Here is an 18008-nt window from a genome sequence, read left to right as displayed (position 1 = left end):
AGGGGCGATTTTGTACTGGCATAGTGGGGCGTTTTTATGATTGTCAGAGGGAAAACATAACATCATGCTCAGGAGCATGCAAGCTTTGCACCACTGTAAACCAACAAAAGGGCTTTCCCCTATGAAAACACATAGGGAAAAGCCCTTCTCTTGCCGGGTTTAACGCGGTTTACTGATCCAGCACAATACGCAGCATGCGGCGCAGTGGTTCGGCCGCGCCCCACAGCAGTTGGTCGCCGACGGTGAAGGCCGACAGGTAGTCCGGACCCATGCTCATCTTGCGCAGACGGCCGACCGGAATGGTCAGGCTGCCGGTCACGGCCGCTGGCGACAGGTCCTTCATCGACGCTTCACGGGTGTTCGGCACCACCTTGGCCCACTGGTTGGCCGAGGCGATGATGTCGGTGATCTCGTCCAGCGGCACGTCCTTGTTCAGCTTGATGGTCAGCGCCTGCGAGTGGCAACGCATGGCGCCGATACGCACGCACAGGCCGTCCACCGGGATCGCCTTGGAACCGAAGTCCGGGCCCAGGCCCAGGATCTTGTTGGTCTCGGCGCTGCCCTTCCACTCTTCCTTCGACTGGCCGTTGCCCAGGTCCTTGTCGATCCAAGGGATCAGGTTGCCGGCCAGCGGCACGCCGAACTGCTTGGTTTCTTCAGCGCTCAGGCCGTGCTGGGTGGCCAGCACCTGGCGGTCGATTTCCAGGATGGCCGAGGCCGGGTCATCCAGCAGCGGCTTGACGGCGCCGTTGATGGTGCCGAACTGGGTCAGCAGTTCGCGCATGTGCTGCGCGCCGCCGCCCGAGGCCGCCTGGTAGGTCATGGAGGTCATCCAGTCGACCAGGCCGTGCTGGAACAGGCCGCCCAGGCCGATCAGCATGCACGACACGGTGCAGTTGCCGCCGATGAAGTTCTTCACGCCCTTGCCCAGCGCGTCCTTGATGACGTGCATGTTGACCGGGTCCAGCACGATGACCGCGTCTTTTTCCATGCGCAGGGTCGATGCGGCATCGATCCAGTAGCCGTTCCAGCCGGCCGCGCGCAGTTTCGGGAACACTTCGGTGGTGTAGTCGCCGCCCTGGCACGAGATGATGATCTCGCACTTTTTCAGTTCGTCGATGTCGGTGGCGCTTTTCAGCTTGGTTTCGTTCTTGGCCATCGCCGGGGCGTGGCCGCCCGGGTTAGAGGTGGTGAAGAACACCGGCTCGATGTGGGCGAAATCGCCCTCTTCCTGCATGCGTTGCATCAGGACCGAACCCACCATACCGCGCCAACCTACCAGACCTACGAGTTTCATTTTGCTCTTCCTTTTAAGTTATCTATCCCGACGTCATTCCGGCGAAGGCCGGAATCCATACTGAGTGTGCGGCCCTGCGCACGCTCTATGGGTCCCGGCCTGCGCCGGGACGACGCGCATCAGCCGAGGGCCTTGACGACCGCGTTGCCCATCTCTTCGGTGCCCACCTTGGTGGTGCCTGCCTCGTAGATGTCGGCGGTGCGCAGGCCTTGCGCCAGCACTTTCTTGACGGCGGCTTCGATGCGGTCGGCCTGCTCGGCCTTGTTCAGCGAGAAGCGCAGCATCATGGCAGCCGACAGAATGGTGGCCAGCGGATTGGCGATGCCCTTGCCGGCGATGTCCGGCGCCGAGCCGTGCGACGGTTCGTACAGGCCCTTGTTGTTGGCGTCCAGCGAGGCCGACGGCAGCATGCCGATCGAACCGGTCAGCATGGCGGCGGCGTCCGAGAGGATGTCACCAAACATATTGCCGGTGACGATGACGTCAAACTTCTTCGGCGCGCGCACCAGCTGCATGGCGGCGTTGTCGACGTACATGTGGTCCAGCGCCACGTCCGGGTACTCCTTGTGCACGTCGGTGACGATGTCCTTCCAGAACTGGAAAGTCTCCAGCACGTTGGCCTTGTCCACCGAGGTCAGGCGCTTGTCGCGCTTTTGCGCGGCCTGGAACGCCACGTGGGCGATGCGGCGGATCTCGCCTTCGGCGTAGCGCATGGTGTCGTAGCCTTCGCGCTGACCCTTGAACGGACCGTCCGGGCACTCGCGCACGCCGCGCGGCTGGCCGAAGTAGATGTCGCCGGTCAGTTCGCGCACGATCAGGATGTCCAGGCCCGACACCACTTCCGGCTTCAGCGTCGAGGCGCCGGCCAGTTCCGGATACAGGATGGCCGGACGCAGGTTGCCGAACAGGCCCAGGTTCTTGCGCAGGCCCAGAATGGCCTGCTCGGGACGCAGCGGACGGTCCAGGGTGTCGTACTTCCAGTCGCCGACGGCGCCGAACAGCACCGCGTCGGCGTCCTTGGCCAGCTTGAGCGTGGCTTCCGGCAGCGGGTGGCCGCTGGCCTCGTAGCCGGCGCCGCCGACCGGGGCGGTTTCCATCTCAAATTGTTCGCCCAGCACATTCAGTACCTTGACTGCCTGTGCGACGATTTCCGGGCCGATGCCGTCGCCCGGGAGGATTGCGATTTTCATTTTTTCGATCTTTAGATGACGTTAGCCAACCAGGGTTGGTTTGCCAGATGGCGCTCTTCGAAATCGCGGATAGCGTCGGCGTGGCGCAGCGTCAGGCCGATATCGTCGAGCCCGTTCATCAGGCAGTATTTGCGGAAGGCGTCGATCTCGAATGGGTAGGAGACGCTGCCGTTGCTGGTGGAAATGCGCTGCTGCTCAAGATCCACCACCAGCTTGTATCCGGGGAAGGCCTTGACTTCATTGAACAGATGATCGATCTGTGCTTCGGTTAATACGATGGGCAGCAAGCCGCTCTTGAAACAGTTGTTGAAGAAGATGTCGGCGAACGAGGGCGCCAGGATGGCGCGGAAGCCGTACTGGTCCAGCGCCCACGGCGCGTGTTCGCGCGAGGAGCCGCAACCGAAGTTCTTGCGGGTCAGCAGGATGGAGGCGCCCTGGTAGCGCGGCTCGTTCAGCACGAAGTCCGGGTTGAGCGGACGCTTGCTGTTGTCCATGCCGGGTTCGCCGTGGTCGAGGTAGCGCCACTCGTCGAACAGATTCGGGCCGAAGCCGGTGCGGTGGATGGACTTCAGGAACTGCTTCGGGATGATGGCGTCGGTGTCGACATTGGCGCGATCCAGCGGCGCGACCAGCCCTTCATAAATCGTAAATTTTTCCATGATCGTTATGCTGTGGACGGCCAGCGCCCCTGCGTCCGTCATCCCGGCGTTCGCCGGGATGACGGCGGCGGCGAGGCCGTCGGTTTTTAATGGCCTGAGGCGCCCTGGACCGCCTGCCCCGCTTTTTGCACGTCCTTGCCGATGCCGGCCACGGTGTTGCAGCCGGTCAGTGCGAAGGTAGCGATAATGGTCAGAGCGATGATCTTTTTCATGATGGTTCCTATCCTAGTTGGGTGCGGCGCCTCAGCCGCTCGTTGTATAAATCAGTGCAGTGCGCGCACGTCGACAAAGTGGCCGGCGATACCGGCCGCCGCGGCCATCGCCGGCGACACCAGATGGGTGCGCCCGCCCTGGCCCTGGCGGCCTTCGAAGTTGCGGTTGGAGGTCGACGCGCAGCGTTCGCCCGGTTCCAGGCGGTCGGCGTTCATCGCCAGGCACATCGAGCAGCCCGGCTCGCGCCATTCGAAGCCGGCGGCCTTGAAGATCTGGTCCAGGCCTTCGCGCTCGGCCTGCTCCTTCACCAGGCCCGAGCCCGGCACCACCAGCGCCAGCTTGACGTTGGAGGCGCGCTGCTTGCCGCGCACCACGGCGGCGGCCGCGCGCAAGTCCTCGATGCGCGAGTTGGTGCAGGAACCGATGAACACCTTGTCGATGCGGATGTCCTCGATGGCGGTGTTCGGCTTCAGGTCCATGTAGACCAGCGCCTTCTCGATGGCGTTGCGCTTGACGCTGTCCTTCTCGTGGTCCGGGTCCGGCACGCGGCCGTCGACCGGCAGCACCATCTCGGGCGAGGTGCCCCAGGTGACCTGCGGCTTGATCTCGGCGGCGTTCAGGGTCACCACCAGGTCGAACTTGGCGCCCGGATCGGTGTGCAGGGTGCGCCAGTAGGCCACCGCCTGATCCCACTGCGGGCCGGCCGGCGAGAATGGACGGCCCTTGACGTAGTTGATGGTGGTGTCGTCGACGCCGATGATGCCGGCGCGCGCGCCCGCCTCGATCGCCATGTTGCAGACCGTCATGCGGCCCTCCATCGACAGCGCGCGGATGGCCGAGCCGCCGAACTCCATACAGTAGCCGGTGCCGCCGGCGGTGCCGATCTTGCCGATGATGGCCAGCACGATGTCCTTGGCGGTGACGCCGGCCGGCAGTTCGCCGTTGACTTCCACCAGCATGGCCTTGGATTTCTTCTGCAGCAGGGTCTGGGTGGCCAGCACGTGCTCCACTTCCGAGGTGCCGATGCCGTGCGCCAGCGCGCCGAAGGCGCCGTGGGTCGAGGTGTGCGAGTCGCCGCAGACCACGGTCATGCCCGGCAGGGTGGCGCCCTGCTCGGGGCCGATCACGTGCACGATGCCCTGGCGCTTGTCGTTCATGTTGAAGTAGGTCAGGCCGTAGGACTTGGCGTTCTTGTCCAGCGTTTCCACCTGCAGGCGCGAGACCGGGTCGGCGATACCGTCGGCGCGCGAGGTGGTCGGCACGTTGTGGTCGGCCACCGCCAGGTTGGCCGACAGGCGCCACGGCTGGCGGTTGGCGGCGCGCAGGCCGTCGAAGGCCTGCGGGCTGGTCACTTCGTGCACGAGGTGGCGGTCGATGTACAGGATGGTGGTGCCGTCATCTTCGGTGCGGACCACGTGGGATTCCCAGAGTTTGTCGTAAAGCGTCTTCATGATGTCATTTGCGTACTGCTACGATTATCCAACTTGATTATGCCATATTGTGCAATGCAATAGCAGCCACCGCTGTCCAGCCTCTTGAGCCCGACGCCTTCTGCATACCGATCGACTTGGTATGACCCCTAAAACTTAAAAAAAAAGCCTGCGTGTGGACGCAGGCTCTTGGTTTTGCTGGCCCAGTCGTTTGACTAGGCCGCCATGCGTACACTTCCTCGACAACCGTCCATTAGGAACGATAGGCCCACCACTAGCACCAGCTCGCCCTCGGCGGAGCGCGCCGTGCCGGTAATGCCCTCGACAGTAATCGCGGTCATCGGTTTAATCACCAGGTCGGCGGTGCCGTCCACGGCCTCCACCGCCAGGATGTATGGCTGTGGCGCGGAGACAACAATACCAACCTTCTCGCGGCAGCTCTCGTAGCCCAGCGAGTCGGCCAGCGAGCGCACCGGCAGCGGACGGCCCTGATCCTTGAGGACCGGGGCGCCGCCCACTTCCATGAACACTTCCGGCAGCTCGACCACGCGCTGCACCACGGCCATCGGCAGCGCCAGCGCCGCGCCCGAGGTCGAGACCAGCATGGTCGGCACGATCGACAGCTCGATCGGCAGGCGGATCGAGAACTTGGTGCCCTTGCCCAGCTCGGACTCGATGTGGATGGCGCCGCGGTTCTTCTCCACGGCGGTCTTCACCACGTCCATGCCGACGCCGCGGCCGGACACGCTGGACGCCACTTCCTTGGTCGAGAAACCCGGTAAGAATACCAGCTGATAGCAATCATCGGGGGTCAGCGGCGTCGATTCCGAGATCAGGCCCTTCTGCAGGGCCTTTTGGCGCAGCTTGACCGGGTCCATGCCCTTGCCGTCGTCCTGCAACACTATCATAACGCTATTGGCTTCCTGCCAGGCTTTCAGCTGGATGTAGGAACGGATCGGCTTGCCGGCGGCGGCGCGCTCCTCCGGCGTTTCGACGCCGTGGTCGAGCGCGTTGCGCAGCATGTGCACCAGCGGATCGTACAGCGAATCCACCACCACGCGGTCGACCTCGGTCTCCGCGCCCTCGATGTTGAGGTCGACTTCCTTGCCCAGGTCCTTGGCCAGCTCGCGCACCAGGCGCGGGAACTTCTGGAACAGGCGGCCGACCGGCTGCATGCGGGTGGCCAGGGTGGCGCGCTGCAGCTCGGTCGAATAGCGCGAGGCGCGTTCCAGCGTCTCGGCCAGGGTCGACATCAGCGTCTGCGCCTGGCCCTCGAACTTGAACTGCATCAGGCGTTCCAGCAGCACGGCGGCCTGGTTGGCGGCCTGCACCGACTCGCCGGCCACCTCCAGCAACGCGTCCAGCTTGACGGCGTCGATGCGGATCGATTCCTCCTTGGCCGGCGCGCTTTGCGGACGCTCGTCCTTCTTCTCGGCGGCTTCGCGGCGCGCGCCGGGGGCGGCCTTGACCTCGGCGGCCACGGCGGCGATTTCGGCCGCGTCCGGCTTGGACGGGGCGGCCGGCGCCGGGGCGGCCACGGCCGGCGCGACGGCTGCGGCGGCCGGCGGCGCGGCCGAACGGGTGTAGCTGCCGGGCGGCATCACCGCCTCGTACATGCCTTCCCAGTCCAGGCCGTCTGCCGACGGGGCGGCGGCGGGCGCGGCGGCCACCGCCGCTGGCGCCACGGCGGGCGCGGGAGCGGGAGCCGGGGCCGGCGCGGCGGCCTTGGCCGGGGCGGCGTCGGTCTTGCCGGCGATGGCGTCGTTCAGCAGCGATTCCAGGTCGCTCGGCAGGGCCGGCAGGCTGCTCGGCTCGGCGCCGTCGTTCAGCTCCGCCAGCTGGTCGGCCACGAAGCCCGAGGCCTGCAGCGCCGCCTCGATCGACAGCGGCGTCACCGGCGCGGCGCCGGTGCGCAGGGCGTCGAACAGGTTTTCGGTCAGGTGGCAGGCGGTCACCAGCGCCGGCAGGCCCATGAAGCCGGCGCCGCCCTTGATGGTGTGGAAGGAGCGAAACACCGCGTTCAGCGTTTCCTTGTTGTCGGGGTCACGTTCAAGGCGCAGCAAGTGCTCCTCGACGTTGACCGCCAGATCCATCGCCTCGACGACGAAATCTCTCAGCATATCGTCCATTAGAACCCCAGATCGGCAAGCAGGTCGTCAACACTATCCTGGCTCAGGGCCACGGTCGGCGCCGATGGACCAGACATCAGGGACACTTCTTTCTGTGCGATTTTTTCCTTCACGCTAGGCGGCGCGTTGTCTTTCAACAGCTGCGCCAGTTCCTGCTCGACGGTCTTGGTGATGTGCACCACCTTCTTGATCAGCTGGCCGGTGATGTCCTGGAAGTCCTGCGCCATCATGATGTCCAGCAGGCGCGCCTTCTCGGCCTCGGTGGCGGCCGACACGGCCACGGCGAATTTCTGCGAGTCGCCGGCCAGCTGCTTGAACTGCTCCAGGCTCAGCTTGCCGGCGAACAGGTCGGCCCAGCGGTTTTCCATGTCCTTGGATTGCTTGGACAGCACGTCCTGTTCCGGCATGCCCTCGTCCAGCGTGTTGAGCACCTTGTTGGCGGCCTGCTCGGTGAGCGAGGCGACGTATTCGAGGCGGTCCTGGGCGTCGCTGATCTGGGTGGCGGCCTCGGTCAGCGCCTTGTCGTAGCCGAGCTCGCGCAGCGAGTCGTGCAGCAGGCGCACGATGCCGCCCAGGCGCTCGAACATCACATCCTTGCCGTCGGCGTTGTCGCCATCGGCCGCCGCGGCGGCGGCGGGCGCGGCGGCCGGCTCGGCGGTGGCCACCACATCGGGCGGGCGGGCGGCGGCGACTTCTTCGAACAGGCTTTCCAGGTCATCTTCCGCGGCGGCAGCCGGTGCGGGCGCAGGCGCTGGAGCGGGCGCTGCATTTTTACTCTGAGCAGACACCTCTTCAAATAATGCGTCGAAATCGTCAGCGGCGTTAGTCATAATCCCTGCTTCTCCATATTTGGTAAATTTGCTGCCCTAAACTAGCTGTATTTGGAGATACTAACATCGGATAGAACAACGGAGTAAGCCGCGTGACACAAAACTAGTGCTTTAGTGCAAAAAAAAGCTGTGAAAAGCATAAAAGCCCACACCGTTCCGCACGGGACAAAGCGCTTTTATTTGATAAATATCAAGTCTTTCCATAGTATCAATAATGTAAATCGCGACTACAATGAAGCTGTGAGCTGATGCAGAAAGGGAGGTCCATCATGTACCGCAAAATCCTGATCACCACCGACGGCTCGGCCGTCTCCAGCAAGACCGCGTGCGCCGGCGTGCAGTTCGCCGAGCAGCTCGGGGCCGAGGTGCTGGTGCTGTTCGTCGCGCCCGAATACCAGTACCCGATCTACGTCGAAATCATCCCGCCCAGCTACCCCAGCGAAGAGGAATACCGCGCCGCCATGCAGCGCGCCGGCCGGGAGCACACCCAGGACGTGGCCGACTCCTGCGCCAGGCGCGGCGTGCGCTGCGAGGCCATCACCGCCTTCCACGAAAGCGCGGCGCTGAAGATCGTCGACGTGGCGCAACAGCATGGCTGCGACCTGATCTTCATGGGTTCGCACGGGCGCAGCGGCTGGGGCCAGTTGCTGCTGGGCAGTGTAACCAACAAGGTGTTGCAGCATTCCAAAATCCCGGTGCTGGTGCACCGCCTGATCAAGGAACCCGGTGGCAAATAGACGGCGCGCGCCGGGCTTTTGTAGTAAGATCATAAGGTTAATTCAATCGCAACAACAATTACCATCAATCACTTTTAAGCGATCCTTATGATTCGTATCGTCATTGCGGATGACCACACCATCATGCGCGAGGGCCTCAAGCGCATCCTCGACGGCGCGCCGGACATCGACATCGTGGGCGAGGCCATCGACGGTTTCGAGGTGCTGGGCCACGTGCGCCAGGGCGGCTTCGACCTGCTGCTGCTGGACTTGTCCATGCCCGGCCGCAGCGGGGTCGACCTGATCCGCCAGATCAAGGCCGAGGCGCCCAAGCTGGCCATCCTGATCCTCACCATGCACGAGGAGGAGCAATACGCGGTGCGCGCCATCCGCGCCGGCGCGCAGGGCTACCTCACCAAGGAAAGCGCCGGCACCCAGCTGGTGGGGGCGATCCGCAAGGTCGCCTCCGGCCGTCCCTATATCAGCACCGAGGTGGCCGAGCAGCTGGCGCTCAACATCATGATGCCGCACGAGTCGCTGCTGCACAAACAGCTGTCGGACCGCGAGTTCGAGGTGTTCTCGCTGCTGGTGGCGGGGCGCTCCATCACCGAGATCGCCAACAGCCTACACCTGAGCGTGAAGACCGTCAGCACACACAAGACCCGCATCATGCAGAAGATGGGCATGAACTCGCTGTCGGAGATGGTGCAGTACGCGGTGGCGCACCGGCTGCTGTCGCCGTTCAAGACCTGAGGCGGGCTCTGGCGTAGGAGTACTCCTACATTCACCGGTGGGACTCCTACGTCCACATTCAGCCGTTGCTGATATCTATCTCCCCCCTGTGTTGGCATACTGAAACCATACCGCACAGCACCTAGCCCACAGGAGAGATCACCATGCTGTCTACGCAAACGACTGAAATTCGTCCGGCCGCGACGACGCTGCAATCGTCGTCGATGGAAGCCGGCCGCCAGCGTCAGGGGCGGCTCTGGTCGAACCTCAAGGAAGTCTGCGACCTCCTGCACATCCCGGCCGCCAACTCCATGGCCAACGAGGAGCTGCTGTTCCAGCACGTGCAATTCAAGACCGGCCAGCGCATCCACACCATCGGCCAGCCGTTCGACACCCTGTACATCGTCAACTCCGGCTTCCTCAAGACGGTGCTGATCGACGAGTACGGCAACGAGCAGGTGCTGAGCTTTCCGATGAAGGGCGACATGCTGGGCGTGGACGGCATCCACACCCGCCACTACTCGTCGGAGGCGGTGGCGCTGTCGGACTGCGACCTGATCCTGCTGCCGTTCAAGAAGCTGACCGCGCTGGGGCGCGTGCACCTGGAGCTGGAGAACATGATGTACGGCGTGATGAGCCGCGAGCTGGTGCGCGAGCAAGCCATGATCGGCATGCTGGGCGCGCTCAGCGCCGAGGCGCGCGTGGCGCGCTTCCTGGTGGCGCTGGCGGAGCGCTTCTCGCAGATGGGCTACTCCAGCAAGCTGTTCAACCTGCGCATGACGCGCCACGAGATCGGCAGCTACCTGGGGCTGACGCTGGAGACCGTGAGCCGCACGCTGTCGGCCTTCAACGAGATCGGCCTGATCAGCGTCGACCAGCGCACCATCGGCATCAAGGATCCGGAAGCCCTGAAAACCCTGCGCCGCCTGCCGCCCTCGCGCACGCGCGGCAAGCCGGCGTCGCGCGGCAAGGGCGCCGCCACCGTACCGTCCGGCCAGTTGCTGGCGGCCCTGTAGCACCCGTAGCACCCGTAGCACTTGTAGCGTTCCAGTACTACCTCCCGTATCACCCAGCCTTGGGCCCGGTTTCGACCGGGCCGTTTTTTTAATGAGGTTTTTTAATGAATTTATAACTGAAAAAGGCTTGCATTCCGGCGCGGCTTCCACAATAATGAATGCAAATACGAATCATTCTTATTTATGGAGAACCAGACGATGATCACCACCCCCCCCGCCATGCCGCCCGCCATCGCTGCCCACCCAGTCGCCGCCGCCGCGCAAGCGATCAAGCCCGTCAAGCGCGTCAGCAGCGCCAGCCTGATGGAGGGCGGCCGCGAGCTGGAAATCGAGCACGGCGGCCGCGTCTATCGCCTGCGCATCACGCAACTCAATAAACTGATTCTCACCGCTTAACCGTGCGTTAAAGGGCGCGCCGCCGCGCGCCCACCCTCCCCTCCGAGTCGCCAGCACGCCGCCAGCCGTACTCTCTCTTACACAGGAGCGTCTGATGGCCATCGAACATAGCAACCCGATCTTCCTCGCCCCATCGCATGGCGGCCACAATCCCGAACTCATGCTGTCCGCCGTGCTGCACCTGATGTCGCACTACACGGCCGGCAGCGAAGCGGCCGGCGGCTGCGTCAAGCTGGCCTCGGTGATCGAGCGCCACCTGAAAGCGCTGGCCAGCCTGCCCGAGCTGGCGCCGGTGCTGAGCGCGACGTGCCAGCAGCTGTCCGAGCAATGGGCCAACGAGGTGGAGCGCAACCTGCACGAACAGGAAAAAACCAACTTCCTCAGCCGCATCATGGCGCGCGCGCGCACCGCGCCGTCGGTGGCGTGAGCGGAGGAGCGTCCAGCGATGTGCGAGAAACACGATCCCCTGGCGGCCATCATCGCCGCCGCCATGCCGCCAGCCGCGGCAACGCCGGGCCCGGCGGGCGCGGCCCGTCCGGTTGAACAGCAAGTCATCAAGCCAATCATCAACAACGTCCTGAACGTGCTGGCCAAAGCGCCGGAGGCGCAGGCGTCGCGCCGGCGCCGCCTGTGGGAACTGGGCCACGCCTGTCATTGCCCGCTGATCGGCGTCGGCTTCCCGCTGGGCGTGCTGCGCAAGCTGGTGGACAAAGTCACCAACGGCAAAGTGGTGGCCGACGACTACGAGGTGCACGTCGGCGCCGTGACCGAATGCGGCACGCGCAACCGCCTGTCGGAAGCGCTGCAGAAAGAGCTGGAGCGCCGCTACGCCGGCGTGCTGCTGCGCTTCCGCAACGCCAAGACCACCGAACAGGTGGCGGAGCTGTGGCGCGCGGCCGTCCACAACGGCGACGTCGCCGGCGCCTTCTGGGCCGGCCTCACGCATCCGCGCTGCACCGCCGAGCTGGAGGAACAGATGTGCCGCGACCTGCACATGGTGCAGCACCAGGCCGGGGCGTGCGTGCGGGCCGACCTCAACAAATTCAACGCCACGCTGGAAGAAAACAAGCGCCTCGCGCACGACCTGGCCAAGGCGCAGCAGCGCGCGACCGTCCTGATGAGCGAAAAAAGCGGCGACGCGGAAAGGCACGCCGCCCAGCTGATGCAGCTGCGCGCGCAACTGGTCGGCAAGGACAGCATGATCGACTCCCTGAAGACCGAGCTCGAGCAATTACGCGAATCGATCCCGGGCCTCGAATCGCGCGCCAGGCTGGCCGAGCGGCTGAGCCAGATGGAGGAACGCGAGCGCGCGATGCGCAACCAGATCACCGAATTGAAGCTGGAACTGGCGCGCGCCGCCGAGCAGCAGGCGGCGCCGGCGCCGGTGCAGGAGGAGGCGCGGCAGGTGGTGGAACACGTGATGAAAATGCCGCTGCGCCTGAGCGAGCGTTCCGTGCTGTGCGTGGGCGGCCGCAACGGCAACGTCGCCAGCTACCGCGAACTGATCGAACGCGAAGGCGCGCAATTCGCGCACCACGATGGCGGGCTGGAGGACAACGCCAACCGGCTCGAAGCGAGCCTGGCGGCGGCCGACCTGGTGATTTGCCAGACCGGCTGCATCAGCCACAGCGCCTACTGGCGCGTGAAAGACTACTGCAAGCGCAACGGCAAGCGCTGCGTATTCATCGACAACCCATCGATCTCCAGCCTCGCCCGCGGCCTGGAACAAGCCAGCGCCGACTAATCCGGGGTCAGGTCCTCCATTTCTACACGGCCTCAACCGTAGCGTCCCGCTACGGTTGAGGCCGTGTAGAAATGGAGGACCTGACCCCGGATTTTAGTAGACGTCGCGGCGGTAGCGGCCGGCGGCGGCCAGTCGGTCGAGGGCTTCCCGGCCCAGCGCCTGCGCCAGCGCCGCGTCGACGCCGCCCGCCATCCCTTCCAGACTGCCGCAAATGTAGATCGCCGCGCCTTGCGCCACCCACTCGCGCACCAGCGCCGCTTGCTCGGCCAGCCGGTCCTGCACGTAGCGGCGCCCGGCCTGGTCGCGCGAGAACACCAGGTCCAGCCGTTCCAGCATGCCGTCGCGCCGCCAGCCTTCGAGCTCGGCGCGATAGTGATGGTCGTAGGCGGCGTTGCGCTCGCCGAACAGCAACCAGTTGCGCCCCCGCCCCGCCAGCGCGCGCGCCTTCAGGTGGCCGCGCAGGCCGGCGATGCCGCTGCCGTTGCCGATCAGGATCAGCGGACGCTCGGCGTTGCCTTCCAGACGGAAGCGCTTGTGCTGGCGCAGGCGCAATTGCACGCTGTCGCCCAGCGCGACCTGCCGCGTGAGCCAGCCGGAAACCACGCCGTGGCTGCCATCCTCGTGCGTATGCAGGCGCACCAGCAAGTGCACGCGCCCATCGGCCGGGATCGAGGCGATCGAGTAGTCGCGCGCGCGCGATGGATCGGCCGGCGCGGCGATCTGCGCCAGGTCGCCCGACTGCCATTCCGGCAGCGCGCCATTCACCGGCTCAAACTCCAGGTGGTAGATCGGCGCGCCCGCGCTGCCGGCGTTCAGCTGCACGCGCTCGCTCAAGCGCCATGCGTCGAACGCTGGCGCGCCCCAGTCCGGCGCGTCGCTGGTGCCGGCCAGATGGCTCAGTTGCCAGCGCCATTGCCCGATCGCCTGGTCGGCGCTGCGATCCACTTCCACGCGCGGGAACAGGCTTTGCGCGCCTTGCGCCTGCAGCCACTGGTCGAGCGCGCGGCCGAAGCCGCAGAACTGCGCGTAGGCGCTGTCGCCCAGCGCCAGCACCGCGTAATGCAGCCGCGGCAGCGGCAGCGAGGCGGTCATCAGGCGGCCGGCGAACGCCGCCGCCGCGTCCGGCGCGTCGCCTTCGCCGTAGGTGCTGACCAGGAACAGGATGCGCTCGGCGTCCTGCAAATCAGCCGCTCCAAGCTCTGACAATTCCGCCAGCCGCGCCGGTATCCCGGCCAGCTTCAGCGTGGCGGCGGTCTGCCGCGCCAGTTCCTCGGCATTGCCGGTCTGGCTCGCGTAGGCGACGATCCAGCCCGGCGATGCCGCCGCCTCCGCCTTGGCGCGCGCGGCGGCCAGGCGCTTGCGGCGCGCGCGCAGGTAGGGCGCCAGGCACACCAGCGCGTAGGCCGCGCCCATGCCTGCCACCAGCATCAATCGGGTCGGGTCGTTGGTCCAGATCATTCGTCGAGCATGTTGCGTAGGTGGGTACTCAGGTGTTCGCTGCAGCCGCCGTCCGCCCGGCGCACCACGAAACGCGCGGCCAGGCCCTGCAGCTCGGCCAGTTGCAGGCCGTCGCGCGCGCCCAGCACGGTCAGCGCGGTCGACCACGCGTCGGCCGCCATGCATTGCGCGTGCACCACGGTCACCGAGGCGAGGTCGTTGGCGATCGGCATGCCGCTGCGCGGGTCGATGGTGTGCGAATAGCGCCGGCCATTCATTTCAAAATAGCGCCGGTAGTCGCCCGAGGTGGCGACCGCCAGGCCGTGCAGCGCCAGCACCAGTTCGTCCATCTCGGCGCCGGCCACCTGCTCCAGCATCACCCACCAGGGCTGGCCATCCGGCTTGACGCCGCTGCCGCGCAGCTCGCCGCCGACTTCCACCAGGTGGTGCGCGCAGCCCTGCGTTTTCAGGTAGTAGGACAGCCGGTCGACGCTGTAGCCCTTGGCCACCGCCGACAAATCCAGCTGCACGCCGCCCGGCTGCAACGCGCGGCGGCCGTCGCGCTGCAGGATCAGCGGCCGCGCCGCCAGTTGCGATCGCGCGATGGCGATTTCGTCGGCGGACGGCGCCACGAAATCAGGCTGGTCAAACCGCCCGTAGGGCCCGAAGCCCCACAGGTTGACCAGCGAACCCGCGCACGGATCGTAGGCGCGGCCGGAGGCGCGCGCCACCTCCATGGCGTAGGACAGCACGTCGAAGAACGCCGGCGGCAGCACCTGCCAGCTGTCCGGCGCCGCGCGGTTGAAGCGCCCCAGGTCGGACTCGGCCTCCCAGTGGCTCATCTCGTCGACGATGGAGTCGAGCTGCTGCTGCAGCCCGTCCCGCAGATGATCGCAGACGGCATGCGGCGCCGCCACCAGCCGCACCGACCAGCTGGTGCCCATGCTGTGGCCGGCGTACTCGCGGATCACGCCGCCTTCCGGCGCCGGGTCGTCGCTGATGTCGTGAGGCAGGAGAACCCGGCGCATGCCAGCCTTATTCCGGCAGGATCTCGACCACCGCCGCGTAGGTCGCGCGGCGCGGCGGCATCTGCGGCGGCTGGCCCGGCGCTTGCGGCGCGGCGGCCGGCCAGCTGCTGCTGACCATGTAGGCGCCGGCGGCCGGCAGCACCAGGGTCAGTTCGCCGTTGGCGTCGGTGGTCTTGCGGATTTCGCCCAGCGTGCCGCGATACTTGACGCCGCCCGGAATCAGGCTCACGCCCTGGTTGGCGGCCGGCTTGCCGTCCAGCAGGAAGCGGAAGGTGGCCTTCTCGCCCGCGCGCAGTTCGGTCGGATGGGTGACCGGCACCAGCTCCAGGCCCTTGCCCGTCGCCTTCAGCACTTCCTTGCTGGCGTCGCCGTTGGTGACGAAGGTCTCGAGGCGGCTCTCGGTGCGCGACAGTTTCACCTCGGTGGCGTCGGCCGGCACGTCCTTGGCCAGCGATTCCTCGCTGCCGCGGAAGCGCTTGACGTTGCCTTCCTTGTCCTTGTAGCTGCCGAACACGCTTTGCGACACCAGCGCGATCTTGTAGGTGCCGGGCTTGACCAGTTTCAGGTCGAAGGTGTTGCGCAGCTTGCCGTTGCCGACGTTCTCCGGGGTCAGCTTGGCGCCGTCCGGGCCGGTGATGTCGATGCCATCGAGCTTCAGCGCCTGGTGGTCGATATCGAACAGGCCTTCGGAGATGGCGGCGTCCACCGTCACCCAGGCGTTGCCGTCGCGGCCGGGCTCCACCTGGCTCGACGATGGCAGGATCCATGGCTTGTGGGCGTGAGCGCCCGTCGACACCAGCGACATGCCGGCCAGCGCCAGCGCGATCAACGATTTGTGCAGTTTCATGTCTCCGCCCCTGGCTTATGGTTTGACTTGTACAACGACGGCGCCCAGTTCCTCCTTGCCCTGGCCGGTCACGCTGGCGGCGCTCTTCGGCGGCCACGCCAGCGGCACCTTCACCACTTCACGCCCGCCCGCTTCGCGCGCCGCTTCCACCAGCACGGTGTACTGGCCGGCCGGCAGCTTGTCCAGCGCGCCCTTCGGGATATTCAGGGTCAGCTCGCCCGGCGCCTTGGTCGCGCCCGACACGCCATCCATCGGCATGGTCAGCTCGCGGCCGGTCTTGCGCCACCACTGACGCATGTCCTTGAGCCACTTGGTGCCGGCGTTGTCCTTCTTCTTGGTGTCGTACAGCACGGCCAGGTTGGCGACCACCTTCTGGTCGGCGTTCTCCAGCCATGCGGCGATGTAAGGACGATGGTATTCGGCCACGTTCAGCTGCGGCACGTCGAGCTTGAGCGCCAGATCGGCCGCCATGGCCGAGGCACTGGCGAGAGGCAAACTGAGCGCGATGGAGTAGCGTAATTTCATGGAAGTCCTGTGGTGAGAGTGATATCAGTGAATAAACAGCAGTGCAATACCGACGGGGATCAGCACACCCAGCCCCACCATCGGCCAGGTGAACGGCCGGTTGGCCGCGTGGAATTTCAGGATCAGCAGGCCGGTGACGCAGAACACCAGGCAAGCCACGGCGAAGATGTCGATGAACCAGTTCCATACCGCGCCGGTGTTGCGGCCCTTGTGGACGTCGTTCAGCCAGGAGATCCAGCCGCGGTCGGTGTTTTCGAATTCGGTGGCGCCATCCTCCAGGCCGATGCGCACCCAGGCGTCGCCGCCGGCCTTGGGCAGGGGCAGGTAGACTTCATCGACCGACCATTCGGCCGCGCGCCCGCCCGGCTGGATCTTGAACATCTGCTCCAGCCATTGCTCGGCCTTGGCCGGCAGCGGCTCCTTGGCGCCGTCATGCCGTTCGGCGTAGGCGCGCAGCTCGGCCGCCAGCGCCGCCGGCAGCTGCGCCTGCTGACGCACGATGGTCGGCTTGGCCTCGATCTGGGAGGCATGGTTGAGGGTGATGCCGGTGATCGCGAACAGGAACATGCCAAGCAGGCACATGGCCGAGCTGACCCAATGCCACTGGTGCAAATGCTTCAGCCAGACGGCGCGGCTGGCATTGCGGGCGGAACTGGCGCTGGGTACGCTCACGGGAGGTCCTTCGGATCGAAAAACATAAATGATAATGATTATCATTTGATGAGTCAATCCGACTTGTGTATCTATTATGTAAAGTTGCGCACAGTGCGAAGCGGCCGCGCGCGCTAAGGTGGGGCCACCATCCCTTCACGCTGGAGGCGCATCATGCCGCTTTATTCACAGGAACAGATCAACACCATCGCCGCCAAGATCAAGGATGTGCGCTTTGGCATGTTCACCACGGTCGACAACGACAACATGCTGAGCAGCCGGCCGCTGACCGCCCAGCAGATCGACAACGAGGGGAATATGTGGTTCTTCACCTCGGACGAGGCGGCCTTCACGCGCGACCTGGAGGACAATCCCGAGGTCAACGTCAGCTTTTCCAATCCGGACCAGCACATGTACTTGTCGGTGACCGGGCAGGCCTACCTGGTCAAGGACCGCGCCAAGGCGCGCGAGCTGTGGAATCCACTGATGCGGACCTGGTTCCCCGGCGGCCTGGACGACCCGCATCTGGCCATGATACGGGTCAGGATCCAGACCGCCGAGTACTGGGACGCCAGCACCAGCAAGATGAAGCAGCTGGTGCAACTGGCCAAGGCCAGGATTACGGGCGACACGCCGGTGGTCATGGGCAAGCACACCACCATTTGCCTGTAATGCCGGCGCCGGGACGATCAGGTTTTCGAGCGTCCCGAGGAACCGCGACCACCCTTGCCGCCGCTACCACCGCCGCCTTCGTCCTCTTCCTCATCATCCTCGTCGGCGCCGCCTTTGTTGCCGGCGCCGGCGCTGCCGCGCGAGCCGCTGCCCGACGAGGCGCTCTGGCTGTTGCGCCCCGGATCGTTCTTGTGGCTCATGGCGCCGGCGCGGCGTGCCTCTTCCGAGGTGAACTCGTGGGCCGTGCCTTTTTCATGCGCGGCGCGGCCGCCTTCCGCGGCGATTTCACGCTGCTGTTCCGGGTCCATCGAAGCGAAGCCGCGCTTGCTGGTATCGCCGCTTTGTTTGCTACCGGATTTTCCTTCCTGTTTGCTGCCTTTGTCGTTGGTTGCCATGATGATCTCCTGAAGTAATAACCACTCCTGCGTGCATCACAGGAGCAGTCATCCTAGTTCACCGCACAAGCACACGATGTAGGACACGCCCAGCAACTGAT

20 protein-coding genes are annotated in these 18008 nt (G+C 65.4%); 7 read left to right on the top strand and 13 right to left on the bottom strand.

The window, feature by feature from the left end; genetic code table 11:
* Nucleotides 1–169: 169 nt before the first annotated feature.
* The 7 genes from asd to FHW83_RS18005 form a co-directional block, all read right to left on the bottom strand.
* A complete protein-coding gene (asd, locus tag FHW83_RS18035; protein ID WP_176647727.1) occupies nucleotides 170–1297 on the bottom strand; it encodes an aspartate-semialdehyde dehydrogenase in 1128 nt (375 codons plus the stop codon).
* Between the two features lie 119 nt (nucleotides 1298–1416).
* Entirely contained in the window at nucleotides 1417–2487 is a 1071-nt protein-coding gene (gene leuB / locus FHW83_RS18030; RefSeq protein WP_176647726.1) for a 3-isopropylmalate dehydrogenase, read from the bottom strand.
* Nucleotides 2488–2498: 11 nt separating this feature from the next.
* Nucleotides 2499–3146: a 3-isopropylmalate dehydratase small subunit gene (gene leuD, locus FHW83_RS18025; protein WP_176647725.1), complete on the bottom strand. Its 648-nt coding sequence runs from the start codon at nucleotides 3144–3146 to the stop codon at nucleotides 2499–2501.
* Between the two features lie 86 nt (nucleotides 3147–3232).
* Nucleotides 3233–3358 (bottom strand): entericidin A/B family lipoprotein, encoded by a 126-nt coding sequence (locus tag FHW83_RS18020; RefSeq protein ID WP_092274095.1) that lies wholly within the window; start codon nucleotides 3356–3358, stop codon nucleotides 3233–3235.
* Between the two features lie 51 nt (nucleotides 3359–3409).
* Entirely contained in the window at nucleotides 3410–4813 is a 1404-nt protein-coding gene (leuC, locus tag FHW83_RS18015; RefSeq protein ID WP_176647885.1) for a 3-isopropylmalate dehydratase large subunit, read from the bottom strand.
* Between the two features lie 191 nt (nucleotides 4814–5004).
* Nucleotides 5005–6918: a chemotaxis protein CheA gene (locus FHW83_RS18010; RefSeq protein WP_176647724.1), complete on the bottom strand. Its 1914-nt coding sequence runs from the start codon at nucleotides 6916–6918 to the stop codon at nucleotides 5005–5007.
* Entirely contained in the window at nucleotides 6918–7748 is an 831-nt protein-coding gene (locus FHW83_RS18005; RefSeq protein ID WP_176647723.1) for a protein phosphatase CheZ, read from the bottom strand. Before FHW83_RS18005 ends, FHW83_RS18010 begins: the two co-directional genes overlap by 1 nt.
* Nucleotides 7749–8017: 269 nt before the next feature.
* Between FHW83_RS18005 and FHW83_RS18000 the strand changes: the two genes are divergently transcribed.
* From FHW83_RS18000 to FHW83_RS17975, 6 genes are all read left to right on the top strand, one after another.
* Nucleotides 8018–8485 (top strand): universal stress protein, encoded by a 468-nt coding sequence (locus tag FHW83_RS18000; protein WP_176647722.1) that lies wholly within the window; start codon nucleotides 8018–8020, stop codon nucleotides 8483–8485.
* A gap of 87 nt (nucleotides 8486–8572) precedes the next feature.
* A complete protein-coding gene (locus FHW83_RS17995) occupies nucleotides 8573–9217 on the top strand; it encodes a response regulator transcription factor (RefSeq protein ID WP_176647721.1) in 645 nt (214 codons plus the stop codon).
* Between the two features lie 203 nt (nucleotides 9218–9420).
* Nucleotides 9421–10212, top strand: coding sequence for a Crp/Fnr family transcriptional regulator (locus FHW83_RS17990; RefSeq protein ID WP_176647884.1), 792 nt, complete (start codon nucleotides 9421–9423; stop codon nucleotides 10210–10212).
* A gap of 198 nt (nucleotides 10213–10410) precedes the next feature.
* Entirely contained in the window at nucleotides 10411–10608 is a 198-nt protein-coding gene (gene hemP / locus FHW83_RS17985; RefSeq protein WP_176647720.1) for a hemin uptake protein HemP, read from the top strand.
* 94 nt (nucleotides 10609–10702) lie between these two features.
* Nucleotides 10703–11035 (top strand): hypothetical protein, encoded by a 333-nt coding sequence (locus FHW83_RS17980; RefSeq protein WP_176647719.1) that lies wholly within the window; start codon nucleotides 10703–10705, stop codon nucleotides 11033–11035.
* 18 nt (nucleotides 11036–11053) lie between these two features.
* Complete coding sequence (locus tag FHW83_RS17975) at nucleotides 11054–12352, top strand: DUF2325 domain-containing protein (protein WP_176647718.1); 1299 nt, start codon at nucleotides 11054–11056, stop codon at nucleotides 12350–12352.
* Between the two features lie 93 nt (nucleotides 12353–12445).
* Here the strand turns inward: FHW83_RS17975 and FHW83_RS17970 are convergent, their stop codons facing one another.
* Genes FHW83_RS17970 through FHW83_RS17950 form a run of 5 tightly spaced genes read right to left on the bottom strand, consistent with a single transcriptional unit; the run spans nucleotide 12446 to nucleotide 16906 of the window.
* On the bottom strand, nucleotides 12446–13810 hold the full coding sequence (locus FHW83_RS17970; protein WP_176647717.1) for a sulfite reductase subunit alpha: 1365 nt from the start codon (nucleotides 13808–13810) through the stop codon (nucleotides 12446–12448).
* Entirely contained in the window at nucleotides 13807–14817 is a 1011-nt protein-coding gene (locus tag FHW83_RS17965) for an FAD:protein FMN transferase (RefSeq protein ID WP_176647716.1), read from the bottom strand. The genes FHW83_RS17970 and FHW83_RS17965 overlap by 4 nt, the downstream gene beginning before the upstream one ends.
* A 7-nt stretch (nucleotides 14818–14824) precedes the next feature.
* Complete coding sequence (locus FHW83_RS17960; RefSeq protein ID WP_176647715.1) at nucleotides 14825–15664, bottom strand: DUF4198 domain-containing protein; 840 nt, start codon at nucleotides 15662–15664, stop codon at nucleotides 14825–14827.
* 15 nt (nucleotides 15665–15679) lie between these two features.
* On the bottom strand, nucleotides 15680–16189 hold the full coding sequence (locus FHW83_RS17955; RefSeq protein ID WP_176647714.1) for a DUF2271 domain-containing protein: 510 nt from the start codon (nucleotides 16187–16189) through the stop codon (nucleotides 15680–15682).
* Between the two features lie 24 nt (nucleotides 16190–16213).
* Nucleotides 16214–16906, bottom strand: a complete 693-nt coding sequence (locus tag FHW83_RS17950) for a PepSY-associated TM helix domain-containing protein (RefSeq protein ID WP_176647713.1) — start codon at nucleotides 16904–16906, stop codon at nucleotides 16214–16216.
* Nucleotides 16907–17014: 108 nt separating this feature from the next.
* Here FHW83_RS17950 and FHW83_RS17945 point away from each other — a divergent pair, with 108 nt between their 5' ends.
* Nucleotides 17015–17512: a pyridoxamine 5'-phosphate oxidase family protein gene (locus FHW83_RS17945; protein ID WP_176647712.1), complete on the top strand. Its 498-nt coding sequence runs from the start codon at nucleotides 17015–17017 to the stop codon at nucleotides 17510–17512.
* A gap of 17 nt (nucleotides 17513–17529) precedes the next feature.
* Here FHW83_RS17945 and FHW83_RS17940 read toward each other — a convergent pair whose 3' ends face one another.
* A complete protein-coding gene (locus FHW83_RS17940; protein ID WP_176647711.1) occupies nucleotides 17530–17907 on the bottom strand; it encodes a KGG domain-containing protein in 378 nt (125 codons plus the stop codon).
* Nucleotides 17908–18008 lie beyond the last annotated feature (101 nt).

It is taken from the genome of Duganella sp. SG902 (genome assembly GCF_013376005.1).
Classification (GTDB): Bacteria; Pseudomonadota; Gammaproteobacteria; order Burkholderiales; family Burkholderiaceae_D; genus Rugamonas.
The sequence above is the reverse complement of the archived record's forward strand: the minus strand, read 5'-3'. Positions and strand labels throughout refer to the sequence as shown.